17 protein-coding genes are annotated in these 11088 nt (G+C 67.2%); 6 read left to right on the top strand and 11 right to left on the bottom strand.

The window, feature by feature from the left end:
• Nucleotides 1-135: 135 nt before the first annotated feature.
• A complete protein-coding gene (locus AC1DBN_RS00790) occupies nucleotides 136-525 on the top strand; it encodes a hypothetical protein (protein ID WP_015937238.1) in 390 nt (129 codons plus the stop codon).
• Between the two features lie 51 nt (nucleotides 526-576).
• Here AC1DBN_RS00790 and AC1DBN_RS00785 read toward each other — a convergent pair whose 3' ends face one another.
• The gene (locus AC1DBN_RS00785) at nucleotides 577-900 is read right to left on the bottom strand and encodes a chorismate mutase (RefSeq protein ID WP_015937239.1); all 324 of its coding nucleotides are present in this window, start codon (nucleotides 898-900) and stop codon (nucleotides 577-579) included.
• A 19-nt stretch (nucleotides 901-919) separates the two neighbouring features.
• Between AC1DBN_RS00785 and AC1DBN_RS00780 the strand changes: the two genes are divergently transcribed.
• Complete coding sequence (locus tag AC1DBN_RS00780) at nucleotides 920-1342, top strand: VOC family protein (protein ID WP_091720527.1); 423 nt, start codon at nucleotides 920-922, stop codon at nucleotides 1340-1342.
• Between the two features lie 25 nt (nucleotides 1343-1367).
• Here AC1DBN_RS00780 and AC1DBN_RS00775 read toward each other — a convergent pair whose 3' ends face one another.
• Complete coding sequence (locus AC1DBN_RS00775; RefSeq protein ID WP_091720529.1) at nucleotides 1368-2129, bottom strand: SOS response-associated peptidase; 762 nt, start codon at nucleotides 2127-2129, stop codon at nucleotides 1368-1370.
• A 131-nt stretch (nucleotides 2130-2260) separates the two neighbouring features.
• Here AC1DBN_RS00775 and AC1DBN_RS00770 point away from each other — a divergent pair, with 131 nt between their 5' ends.
• Nucleotides 2261-2518, top strand: a complete 258-nt coding sequence (locus tag AC1DBN_RS00770; protein WP_091720532.1) for a mycoredoxin — start codon at nucleotides 2261-2263, stop codon at nucleotides 2516-2518.
• 76 nt (nucleotides 2519-2594) lie between these two features.
• On the opposite strand, the gene AC1DBN_RS00765 is transcribed toward AC1DBN_RS00770, so the two are convergent.
• The 4 genes from AC1DBN_RS00765 to AC1DBN_RS00750 form a co-directional block, all read right to left on the bottom strand.
• On the bottom strand, nucleotides 2595-3338 hold the full coding sequence (locus AC1DBN_RS00765; protein WP_091720551.1) for a lipoate--protein ligase family protein: 744 nt from the start codon (nucleotides 3336-3338) through the stop codon (nucleotides 2595-2597).
• A 128-nt stretch (nucleotides 3339-3466) separates the two neighbouring features.
• Nucleotides 3467-5179 (bottom strand): ABC1 kinase family protein, encoded by a 1713-nt coding sequence (locus AC1DBN_RS00760; RefSeq protein ID WP_091720553.1) that lies wholly within the window; start codon nucleotides 5177-5179, stop codon nucleotides 3467-3469.
• 5 nt (nucleotides 5180-5184) lie between these two features.
• Nucleotides 5185-5727 (bottom strand): PadR family transcriptional regulator, encoded by a 543-nt coding sequence (locus AC1DBN_RS00755; RefSeq protein ID WP_091720556.1) that lies wholly within the window; start codon nucleotides 5725-5727, stop codon nucleotides 5185-5187.
• A gap of 87 nt (nucleotides 5728-5814) precedes the next feature.
• Complete coding sequence (locus AC1DBN_RS00750; RefSeq protein ID WP_477722430.1) at nucleotides 5815-6618, bottom strand: thioesterase family protein; 804 nt, start codon at nucleotides 6616-6618, stop codon at nucleotides 5815-5817.
• A 159-nt stretch (nucleotides 6619-6777) separates the two neighbouring features.
• On the opposite strand from AC1DBN_RS00750, the gene AC1DBN_RS00745 reads away from it, so the two are divergent.
• Nucleotides 6778-7455, top strand: coding sequence for an endonuclease/exonuclease/phosphatase family protein (locus AC1DBN_RS00745; protein WP_091720561.1), 678 nt, complete (start codon nucleotides 6778-6780; stop codon nucleotides 7453-7455).
• Here AC1DBN_RS00745 and AC1DBN_RS00740 read toward each other — a convergent pair.
• Together AC1DBN_RS00740 and AC1DBN_RS00735 are read right to left on the bottom strand one after the other, a co-directional pair.
• On the bottom strand, nucleotides 7452-7949 hold the full coding sequence (locus AC1DBN_RS00740; protein ID WP_091720563.1) for an NUDIX domain-containing protein: 498 nt from the start codon (nucleotides 7947-7949) through the stop codon (nucleotides 7452-7454). The genes AC1DBN_RS00745 and AC1DBN_RS00740 overlap by 4 nt on opposite strands.
• Before the next feature lie 48 nt (nucleotides 7950-7997).
• Entirely contained in the window at nucleotides 7998-8189 is a 192-nt protein-coding gene (locus AC1DBN_RS00735; RefSeq protein ID WP_015937249.1) for a DUF1918 domain-containing protein, read from the bottom strand.
• A 73-nt stretch (nucleotides 8190-8262) separates the two neighbouring features.
• Between AC1DBN_RS00735 and AC1DBN_RS00730 the strand changes: the two genes are divergently transcribed.
• Together AC1DBN_RS00730 and AC1DBN_RS00725 are read left to right on the top strand one after the other, a co-directional pair.
• A complete protein-coding gene (locus tag AC1DBN_RS00730; protein ID WP_091720565.1) occupies nucleotides 8263-8769 on the top strand; it encodes a metallophosphoesterase family protein in 507 nt (168 codons plus the stop codon).
• A gap of 90 nt (nucleotides 8770-8859) precedes the next feature.
• On the top strand, nucleotides 8860-9753 hold the full coding sequence (locus AC1DBN_RS00725) for a glucose 1-dehydrogenase (protein WP_091720567.1): 894 nt from the start codon (nucleotides 8860-8862) through the stop codon (nucleotides 9751-9753).
• Between the two features lie 3 nt (nucleotides 9754-9756).
• On the opposite strand, the gene AC1DBN_RS00720 is transcribed toward AC1DBN_RS00725, so the two are convergent.
• Genes AC1DBN_RS00720 through AC1DBN_RS00710 form a run of 3 tightly spaced genes read right to left on the bottom strand, consistent with a single transcriptional unit; the run spans nucleotide 9757 to nucleotide 11083 of the window.
• Nucleotides 9757-10197 (bottom strand): DUF1810 domain-containing protein, encoded by a 441-nt coding sequence (locus AC1DBN_RS00720; protein WP_477722429.1) that lies wholly within the window; start codon nucleotides 10195-10197, stop codon nucleotides 9757-9759.
• A 2-nt stretch (nucleotides 10198-10199) separates the two neighbouring features.
• Entirely contained in the window at nucleotides 10200-10730 is a 531-nt protein-coding gene (locus AC1DBN_RS00715) for a DNA alkylation repair protein (protein WP_091720572.1), read from the bottom strand.
• The gene (locus AC1DBN_RS00710; protein WP_091720574.1) at nucleotides 10727-11083 is read right to left on the bottom strand and encodes a TraR/DksA family transcriptional regulator; all 357 of its coding nucleotides are present in this window, start codon (nucleotides 11081-11083) and stop codon (nucleotides 10727-10729) included. Before AC1DBN_RS00710 ends, AC1DBN_RS00715 begins: the two co-directional genes overlap by 4 nt.
• Nucleotides 11084-11088 lie beyond the last annotated feature (5 nt).

The raw sequence follows: 11088 nt of genomic DNA, 5'->3' as shown, positions 1-11088 counted from the left end.
TGGCTGGTACTGCAAACTGGGGAAAATATTCGAATATGTGTTCGAATATCTCCAGTCTACGCCCGGCCCCACCCAATGCATAGAATCGTGGTTCAGGGGGTGGACTGACAGTTCTGCAGGGAGCAGGATGGGTGCATGAGCACCTCTGACGCACTCCTCAAACAAGTCAGCATCAAGGCACAGGACTCCACGCTGGTGGCCACGTTCGATATAGACGGCAACATCCCCGGTTCCGGCGCCTACGTGGTGGGTCTTGTGGCGGCGAGTCCGGACTACTCATCCCAGCGCCGGCTGGGCATTGAATTCATGAACGGGGAGGCCATAGCCTTCTTTTCGTTTAACCACGAACAGAACTGTGAGGAGAACTATGACCTGGGCGGCGTCAGCCATTCAGGCAGCACCATCACAGGCAACTTCCCCATGGCAGCAATCAATGGCCTCGGCAAGGGCCATGTGATGACAGGCTTCAGCGAGGCTGACGGGCGGGACTTCCAGTCCGGCGTGAAGGTGGACGAAAACCTCTAGGGTTCCCCGCAGCGTTGCAGCTGCAGGGTAAGGAGGGGTGGCCCGGGCGGGTCAGCCGTTGTCTTCGTGGTGGACCCGGAGCTCCAGTTCGATGAATCCGGAGATCATTGCCCGGTACGTCGCTTCCACGATGTCCGGGTCGATGTCCTTCTTCTCAGCTGCCGAGCGGACATGCTGGATGATTTTCTCCACGCGGTCCGGTGCGCGGACTTCGGCGTCGTCACCCTTGAGGGTGCCGGCGATCCTGATCAGGCGTTCGCGGCGCGCAATAAGGGTGACGATCTGGTCGTCCACCTCATCCACGGCAATTCGGACTGCGGCGAGCTGTTCCTTGTCGGCCAGTGCATCCCGGTCGTTTCCTTGAATTGTTGCCATCTTCTGACAGTATCGAAGCATGCAACCCAGAGTCGACTTCATCTCGCTAGGTGTCCGCAGTGTTCCGGCCTCCCGGGCCTTTTATGTCGACGGTCTCGGGTGGCCCGTGCACCGGGAGGTCCCCGGCGAAGTCGTTTTCATCCAGGCCAACCACGGGCTGGTGCTTTCCCTGTGGGATGCGGGCCAGATGCACGCCGAGGCCGGGGTGGACGCTCCCGGACCGGTCCCCTGCATCACCCTGAGCCATAACGTGCACGCCGCCGATGAGGTGGACCGGGTCCTGGAGGAGGCGAAGGCCGCCGGGGCTGCAGTTACCGGCGAACCGGTCACCCAGCCGTGGGGCGGCTACACGGGTTACTTCTCCGATCCGGACGGTTTCCGCTGGGAAGTTGCGTACAACCCCACCTGGGCAGTGGACGACGACGGGACGGTCACCGTCTGAGTTCCGGTTCCGGCGGTCCGGGCTGCTAGAAGAGGGCCTCCACGGGCCGGATGAGCTCCGGACCGTTGTTGCGGACGTTGCCCACCTCTTTGCCCACGGACTCCACGTGCCAGTCGGCGGCCACATCCTTGACTCCGGACCGCACCATGTCCACCAGGGCGGCGGCGTCATCAGCCTGCGGATCAAGCCAGGCCTGCATGGTGTCCCTGTCCATGGGCAGCGGTACCCGGTCATGGAGTGCGGTCAGTTTCCCGAACACGGTTGATTCGGAGCCCGGCGGCGGGGTGTCTGCCGTCAGGATGGACGTGGAAAGCAGCCACTGGCCGGGCTCGCCCGCCGGCACCGACGGATCGCGCCACCATTCATAGAGGCCTGCGAAGGCCAGCCCCCTTTCTGCGCCGGGGTGCACGTAGTACGGCTGCTTGGACTTCCCGGGGCCCTGCTTCCACTCGTAGTAGCCATCGGCGGGGACGGCGCAGCGCCGTGACTTGATCGCCTTCCGGAAGGCAGGCTTCTCCAGCACTGATTCGCTGCGGGCGTTGATCATTTTGGACCCGATGCCCGGGTCTTTGGCCCAGGAAGGAACCAGGCCCCAGCGGGCGACGTGCAGCTGGCGGACCTGCCGGGCGTCCGGGCCGTTCTCAACCAACCGCTCCAGGACAATGGGGACGGCATCGGTGGGAGCTACATTCCACGACGGCGGAATGCTCACCTCGTCCTCCAGTTCGGCGTCGAATTCTGCCAGGAGGTCCCCCACGGCGCGTGCCATTACGTAGCGTCCACACATGGCTCCAGCATGCCATCGGCGCCACATACTGTCATCCGGGCAGCGCCCCGGCGGCCGGACGCCGGGGAATACCGGCGGGCACGCTACCGTTGACCCGAACGAAACCTTCACCCAACCCAGAGGAGAACCCTGTGGATTTCACTCCCGAAACCGGCACCATCACCATGTTTTCCACCACCTGGTGCGGCTACTGCAACCGGCTGAAGAAGCAGCTCGACGCGCAGGGCATCGGTTACACCGAAATCAACATCGAGGAAGTGGAGGGTACCGCCGAGCTCGTGGAGCAGATCAACGGCGGCAACCGCACCGTACCCACCGTCCTGTTCCCGGACGGCACGGCGGCCACCAACCCGTCCGCTGCAGAGGTCAGGAACCGCCTGGCGGCCTAGTCCAGGACAATGCGGGCGGCCGGGCCATTACTTGCCCGGTGCCGCGCCCGGACACTGGTGATCCAGCAGACGCGGGTCATGCCCCCAGGCTGCCGAACGGCGCCGAAGCCAAGGTGGCATGGCCCGCGTACGTTTCGAGCAGGGCTTCGGTGACTGCTTCCACCGTCAGCCCGGGGACGAGGTCGTCCGCGGCGCCGGCCGTGGCTGGGTCCCAGTCGAGGCCGAGCGCGGCGTAGCTGTCGGTCAGGACCTTCCGGATCGGTGCGGAGTCCTCCACCACGATGACCGAACTGAACAGCCAGCCGCCGGCCACCACCCGCTGCGCAGTGCCTACGAGTTTGATGCGGGACCCGTCAGCCGCGGCCGTGCCGTGCACGCTGAATTCGCCGGGGCAGTATTCCCCCGGGATTTCCCCTACTGCGGCCTGCACACCCACCCTGCGCAGGGCGTCGGCGAAGAGCTCCCCGAAATAGCCGAACCGCCTTTTGGAACCGGCGATGGCATCGTCGTCAGGCTCAATGTGGTCCACCACCAGGGTGCCTTGGTGATAAGCGGCCGCTCGGCCGCCCGCACGGCGGACCAGGGGTTCGAAGCCGTTGTCGCGGCACGCCTGGGCGGCGGCGTCAAACCCGGGCAGCCGGGTGTCACGCTGGCCGAAGGCCACTGTGGGCGCGGGGCGGTACAGCCGAAGGGTGGGGCCCATGCTTCCGTTGCGCACCCTGGCGAGCAGCTCAAGGCCGAACTCAAGGTCCCGGGCGGCACCGAGCGAGACGTCCTGCCGGACCACGGTCAGGGTTCCGGAGTCAGGGTGGTGGGCCATGGCACTGGGCTCCCTTGGTCGTCATGATGCTGTTCCTTGACCCTGCCGCGGCGGTGCCGGACGGGCCCAACCTAGGGTACGCCGTCGTGCGCCCTGCCCGGTGCCCGACCCACCGGCCGGGCGCCCGGCTACCGCCCCCTCCGCCCCACCCAGGCGCCGTGGAGCAGCGGAACCGCTGACGCTGCCATCAGGACGGTGCCGAGTACGGAATCGTCGGCCCGGACCACGGCCCCGGCGATGAGCAACGCGGCGAAGACCACTGCCGACGCCGTCCGGCGGGCCGTGCGGTCCAGCCTGGCCACCTGCCGCTCCAGCCGGGGGTTGGCGACAGACACGTTGCCTTCACCGATCCGGGTGATCAGGTCATCCACCCTCTGCGGCAGCCGCAGCGCAAGTCCCGCAGCCCCGGCCAGCTGCCGGGCGGCGTCCTGAACGATGTTCCCGCCCTCCTCCCGCAGCAGCCGGGCAGCGTAGGGCTCTACCGAGTCCCACAGGTTGAAGCGCTCATCCAGCGAACTGCACACCCCCGAGGTGAGGGACATCGCCCGGATGATCAGCAGGAAGTTCTCGGGAAGCTGGAACGGCAGGGACCGGACCACTTCGCCGAACTCCTCCGCGAAGTCGCGGAACTCGCGCGGATCCACCTCGCGGAGCTCGGCGAAGCCCATCCCGCCAAACCGGGCGAACAGGTGCGTCATGGCCCGTTCCAGCTCCACGGTGTCCGCCGATGGCACCAGCACTCCGACGTCGCGGATGGCGGCAACCAGTCCCTTGCCGTCGCGGGCCGCGGCGGCGATCAGGAGCTTGCGCAGGCCGCTGCGGGTGGAGGGGGTTACCTCGCCCATCATGCCGAAGTCGATGAAGGTCAGTTTCCAGCGATGGCTGCCCGAACCGGGCCGGGTGGGCGTGACGAAAATGTTGCCCGGGTGCGGGTCGGCGTGGAAGAAGCCGTTGGTGAACAGCTGGTCAAACATGACCGAGGCGAACACCGGCGCCACCTCTGCGGGGTCGATGCCTGCCGAACGGAGCGCGTCCGTGTCCGTGATCTTGATGGCTGTGACATCCTCCAGGGTGAGCACGCGGCGGGTGCACCGCTCCCAGGCGGGCCGTGGCACGTGGACCCGGGCATCGCCGGCGAAATCCGCTGCGAACCGCTCGGCACTGGCGGCCTCGTGGAGGTAGTCGATCTCCTCCAGGCTGGTCTGCGCGAACTCCTCCACCAGGGACGGCATGTCGGCGCGGTCGGCCACGATCCGGAAATGGCTGAGCCAGCCGCCCACCTTCCGCAGCGCCGCGAGGTCGACGGCGACGATCGCCTCTATGCCCGGACGCTGCACCTTGACCACCACGTCCTTGACCCCGGCCACCTCCGCGTCGGCGGGCAGCAGCCGCGCCCGGTGCGCCTGGCCGAGGGAGGCTGCGGCCAGGGGCTCCTCCTCGAACATGGCAAACACCTCGTCAAGGGGAAAACCCAGCTCGGAGGAGGCAAGGGCCCGGATGGCCGGGAACGCGACCGGTGGCACCTCATCCTGCAGGCCTTGGAGTTCCTCGGTGATTTCCGGCGGGAGCACATCGAGCCGGGACGACAGGAACTGGCCCACCTTGATCATGAGGCCGCCGAGCTCCACGGCCAGTGCGTGGAAACGGCGGGCGAACCGCTGCATCCTGGCCGGACGGGTCCGCTCGGCGACGCGGGCCAGCCCTATCCGGGGCAGCAGCAGCTCGTACCACCACACTGATGCCAGGTGCCGTGCGGCAAAACGCAGGATTCGGCGGTAGCGGGAACGGACGTGGCCCAGGAATGCAGCCGGGCCCACCTGCGGGCGAGGGCCGGAAGCCACCCCCGTCAGTCCTGGGCGAGGATCGAGTACAGCCGTCGGCGTGCCTCGTCCAGCACTGCCACGGCCTGCTTCACCTGCTCCGGGGTGCCGGTCCGCCCCACCTGCGCGGCGGCCTGGGCCAGCTCGACGCCTGCCTTGGGAAGGGCAGCGAATCCGGTGGTGGATTGCGGGCCCGCCCCGGCCCAGGGATTTGATGCGGCGCTGCCGGCAGCCTCGTCCCGGCCGGCTTCGGTCAGGGAGTAGATCTTCCGGCCGTTGGATTCCTCGGCCCGGATCACACCCTCATCAGCGAGCAACTGCAGGGTGGGGTAGACAGAACCGGCGCTGGGCTTCCAGCTGCCGCCGCTGCGCTCCTCGATCTCGCGGATGATCTGGTAGCCATGCATGGGGCGCTCCGCCAGCAGGGCAAGGACCGCCGCCCGCACCTCGCCTTTGCCGGCCCTGGTGCCTTCCGGCTTTTCGAAGCGGGAACGGAAGTCCTCGATGGCCTGCCAGAGGCCATCGATGTTGTTGCTGCCGAATCCATATCCCGGGTTTGAGCCACGCATAAGGGTCTCCTCTGGAGATCGTGAACGATATACAACGACACAGTTAACGATACGTCTGGAAGGGCGTGGCAGCCATGGGTCCGGCGCCTAGGTTTGGCGCAGGGTGAGGATCTGTTCAGCCCTGCCGAACGGGCCCTGCGGGTCGTGCAGGACCGTTGATGTCAGGCCGATGCCGTCGCGGCCGAACGATACGGCGTTGTCCAGGCCCAGCCACTCCCCCTCGGGCCGGCGGTACATGTGGATCTGCAGGTCCAGGTTGGGGAAGGCGTAGCTGTCCGGTCCCGGCGGAACCCGTGCGGCAATGCCGTTGGCGGTGTCCACCAGCCCCATGAGGCGGGCAAGGTCTCCGCTGTCTTCACGGTCGGTCAGCGGATGCGCCGTGCGAAGCCAGACCTTCCCCGCGCCGGGACGGTGTCCTTCCGCCACCCGCATCTCCAGGGACCGGATGTAGCCGCCGGGCCAGATGGCGGACCCGTCGTAGGGCTTGCAGTCTTCCGGGCCGGGGATGGCGGTGTCTTCAATGGCGGCAACCGCTGAGGTGTCGCTGGTGACCATCCGCCAGGCGGTGGCCCGGATGGCAGTCCTGCCCTGGGCCACAAGTTCAGCCTGGAGCAGCTCGATGGTCCTGCCGGGCCGCAGCACAGTGGCCTCGATGTGGAATTCCCCGCCGGGAATCAGGCCCAGGATCTCGTAGCTCAGCCGCGCCATCCGCATCCCGGGCCGCGGTTGGAGCCGCTCCAGGGCATCCGCCAGCAGGCCGGAGGCCGGTGCCATGTGCTGCTCGTGCGTGTTCCAGGCGCCCTGGGCGTGGATGGTGGAGCGGAAATGTCCGCCGCCAAGGGCCTGGTAGTAGGCGCTGCCTTCGGCCAGTTCGGGGAGTTCGTCAGTCAACAGTGGCCTTTCAGGAAATCCCAGTGAATTGCCACTAACTCTATCCGGACGCCGCAGAATGGTGGCCAGCGGGTCGCGGCGAAATGTTTGAGCGCAGGGTCCGGCCGCGGACTAGACTCAGGAACTGGTCCTGTCAGCAACCCTCGGAAGAGGTGTTTCATGCGCGTCATCAGCTACAACCTCCGCAAGCACGCAGCGAGCGGCGAACTGCTTGCCCTCGCCCGGAATCATGACATCGATGCGCTGTGCCTGCAGGAAGTTGATGCGGCGGACCTGCCGGAAACCCTGGGCCCGCTCCATCTGGCGGACGCCACCAAGGGGAACCGGCTGGGCCTGGCGATCTATTACCGGACCAGCCGCTTCACGGCCCTGGATACCCAGTCCTTTGCGCTGCAGAAATCGATGCATGACCGGGTATTGGCGCCGGCTCATGAGCGGCTGATCGGAACCCGTGTGATGGACAACGAAACGCAGCACGAACTGGTCATCGGGTCCTTCCACGCCGCCCCGCTCACAGCGTCGAATTCATTGCGGCGCAAGCAGATCCACGCCGCCCACGCCGAATTGCTGAGCATGGGCAAGGGCCTGATGACGCTGATGGTGGGCGACTTCAACTACCCGTTCTTCACCAAGAACCTGCATCTGCACATGAAGAATTCCGGCTACGCCCTGTCCCTCAGCAACCGGCGCACCTACACCCGCTACAAGGTCTTCAAGGGCCACTTCGATTTCGCCACGTCCCTGGGACTGGACATCACCAGCGTCGAAACGCTGCCCCGGGGCAAGTCGGACCATCTGCCCATCCTGGTCCACGCCGAATACGGCAAGGACTACTAGGCCAGCCGTTCCCGGAGGCCGGGCCACGCGGCGCCGAATCCGGGATGCAGCTCCTTGTCCGCCACCTCGGGCAGCGGCACCCACAGCAGTTCGATGCTTTCGGGGTCGCTGATCACGGGCTCGAAAGGCTCGCGGACCTTGACCACCACCGTGGTGTAGGACCAGTAGCCCAGGTCCAGGACCGACGTGAACAGCACGTCCACGTGCCCGGCGGGGACGGCAGCCTCCTCGTGGGCTTCGCGGAGCGCCCCGGACACCGCGTCCTCCCCTTCGTGCAGGGCGCCGCCCGGCAACCCCCAGGTTCCCCCGTTGTGGCTCCAGACGGCGCGGTGCTGCAGCAGTACACCCCTGGCCGGGTCCCAGGCCAGGACGCCGGCGGCGCCGAACCGGCCCCAGAAGCGGCCGCGGTCCCCTTCCACCCAGGCATCGCCCGGGTTGCGGGGGCCGGTGCGGACAGGCGGAATCGACGATGCGGCGACGGAAGCGTGGTCCATCGTCCCAGTCTGACAGGTCCGCTGCGCCGGAGGGCGGCCGGCGGAGGGTCAGTTGGCGTGTCCGTGGTCGACGGCGAAATCACCGCCGGGGTACATGACGGTTTCGTGGCCGTCGTCGAAGCGGACCACATACGGCGGCGCGCCGCCTTCGCCCCGGACTTCCAGGATCACTCCGTGACGGTCCGTTGCACCCACAGTCCTTCCGTGCACAATGATGCGGTCGCCCTGTGCAGCCTCCATGGCACTCACCTCCAAGCCCCCAGATTACGACTCCGGGGCGGGCCCGGACAGGTCCCCGTGGCAGGATTTCCCCATGCCGCTGAACATCCTCCTGATCGCCGATACCCACGTCCCCAAGCGCGCCCGGGAACTGCCCGCCCAGGTGTGGTCCGCCGTCGAACGTGCTGACGTGGTCTTCCACGCCGGAGACTGGGTGGACGCCTCGCTGCTTGATGAATTGGAGCAGCGCGCGCGGCAACTGGTGGGTGTCTATGGCAACAACGACGGCGCGGATCTCCGCGCCCGGCTGCCCGAAACGGCAGCCGTCACCCTGGACGGCGTCCGTTTTGCGATGGTGCACGAGACCGGCCAGGCGAAGGGCCGTGAACTGCACTGCGAGGCGCTCTATCCGGACGCGGATGTCCTGGTTTTCGGTCACAGCCACATCCCGTGGGACACCACGTCGCCGCGGGGCCTGCGGCTGCTGAACCCGGGATCCCCCACGGACCGCCGGCGGCAGCCCGCGTGCACGTACATGACGGCCGTGGTTAGCGGCGGCCGGCTCGCCGGGGTGCACCTGGTGGAGGTACAGCGGCGGTAGCCCGGCTTGGCAGCCGGCCCCCGGGTGCCTAGGCTGGAAACGTAAGCATGCTTAGCTTCGAGAATCCAGCCGTACCAGCAGGAGGAAACCATGACAGACCAGTACACATTCCGCGATCCGGTCACCGCCTACGAGCACATCTCCCCTCCCAAGCAGCACCAGCCTGAACCCGGCCTGGACGCCGAACTGGCTCCCAAGGCCGACCTCGGCGAGGAGACCTACCGCGGCACGGGGCGACTCGAAGGCCGCAAGGCGATCGTTACCGGCGCCGATTCCGGCATCGGGGCGGCAACAGCCATCGCCTTCGCCCGGGAGGGTGCCGACGTAGTTTTGTCCTACCTGCCGCAGGAGGAAGAGGACGCGGCCAGGATCGCGGGGATCATCGAGGCGGCCGGGCGCAAGGCCATCAAAGTGCCGGGCGACCTCAAGGATCCTGCAGTCTGCCGCGAAGTGGTGGAAACCGCCGTGGCCGTCCTGGGCAGTGTGGACATTCTGGTGAACAACGCCGGCAAGCAGGTGGCCCAGGAGGACCTGGCGGACATCACCGACGAACAGTTCGACCACACGGTAAAAACCAACGTCTACGCCATGTTCTGGCTGACCAAAGCGGCCCTGGCGCACATGCCGGCCGGTTCGACCATTATCAATACCACGTCCATCCAGGCGTACAACCCCTCGCCCACGCTGGTGGACTACGCCACCACCAAGGCCAGCATCAACAACTTCACCAAGGGCCTGGCCCAGCAGCTGGCGCCCAAGGGCATCAGGGTCAACGCCGTGGCGCCGGGTCCCATCTGGACGCCGCTGCAGGTAAGCAGCGGACAGCCCAAGGAAGAACTGCCGGAGTTCGGCCAGTCCACTCCCCTGGGCCGTGCCGGGCAGCCGGCCGAACTGGCGCCGGCGTACGTGTTCCTTGCGTCACCGGAATCCAGCTACGTGGTGGGCGAGACCCTGAACGTCAACGGCGGCAGCCCCACGCCGTAGCGGCTATTCCGCGTCCTGGTCGGCAAGCAGCGAGTCGGTGGACCCGTCCGGCTGGCCGTCGAAGAACTGGGGGAGGACCGTATTGAATACCGTTTCGCCGGGCGCGGCGCGGAGGAACAGGGTCATGGACGACTGCAGCTTGCGGGCGTCGATGCCACCCAGGATGTCCTCTGCGGAGCGCCCGGCGTGGTGGGTCAGTGCCTGCGCGGACTCAAGCAGGCGCGGGCCCAGCACGTCATGTTCCAGGTAGGCCCGCGCTTCCGCCAGGGAGGCAATGGCGTATTTGCGGGATGTTGCGCTCTGCCCCAGGCCTGCGATCTGGGGGAAGATGAACCACATCCAGTGGCCTGTCTTGTTCCCGAGCTGGAGCTCGGCCAGCGCCTGGTCATACGTTCCGCCGTTTTGGGCCGCAACGAAACGCTCGAGATTAAAGGGATCGTCCATAGTCATTCTCCTTTGTGGTGGGACAGTGTTGCTGCTGCCGCCCGCAGGTGGGCGTCCGGGTCGGCACCCCATCGGGCCAGCACGGTTTCAGCGCGTTGCCGGTTGCGGTGCTCCAGCCTCTCCAGGAGCGGCCGCAGAACGTCGGTGACGAGCGGATCGGCAAGTTCGGGTGCATGCGCGGAGCGGAGGAATCCCTCAACGCGGGTCAGATCCGAGTGCCGCAGCAGGGCCACCCGCGACTGGAGCAGCACCACCGCGGCCTGGCGGCGTTCGAAGACCGGCCGGGCGCCCGGTTTCGGCTGGCCCCACAGTTCCGAGGCAAGCCGGACCACGGCATCGTGGTCCAGCTCCTTGAACTTGCGGAGGGCGTCGCGGATGGTCCCGCGCACGGCGCCCACTGAGGAACCGTAGGAGCCGAGGGTGCCGCCAAACCTGCTGCCGACGTCGTCCGCGCGGTACCAGGCGCCCTCGTTCTGCAGCGTGCGGTCGATGAAACCGGCCGCCTCGGCGACGGCGTCCGGACCGGTGCTCACGAGCGCCCTGCGGCTGCGTGGTCGATGCAGTACGGCGTCCACGGCCGGGCCTCAAGCCTGCCTTCGGCGATGGGCCGGCCGCATACGGCGCAGCTGCCATACGTTCCGGCGGCGATCCGGGCCAGGGCCGCTTCCACCTGGTCCAGGCCGGCCGAGCTCTGGTTCAGCAGCGCCGAGGCCTGGGACAGCTCGAAGGCGATGGTGGCACCCTCGGGATCGTGTTCGTCATCCACGTTGGCTCCCTGGCGGGCGGAGTTGGCGGCGGCGATGTCCGCCCGCAACGCCGGCAGCAGGGCCAGTTTCAGCTGCCGCTCCTCTTCGAGCAGCAGCCGGAAGCGTTCGTAGTCAGCCATGGGAA

The organism is Pseudarthrobacter sp. 10T415 (genome assembly GCF_056394175.1).
This window is presented reverse-complemented; position numbering and strand designations above follow the sequence as displayed.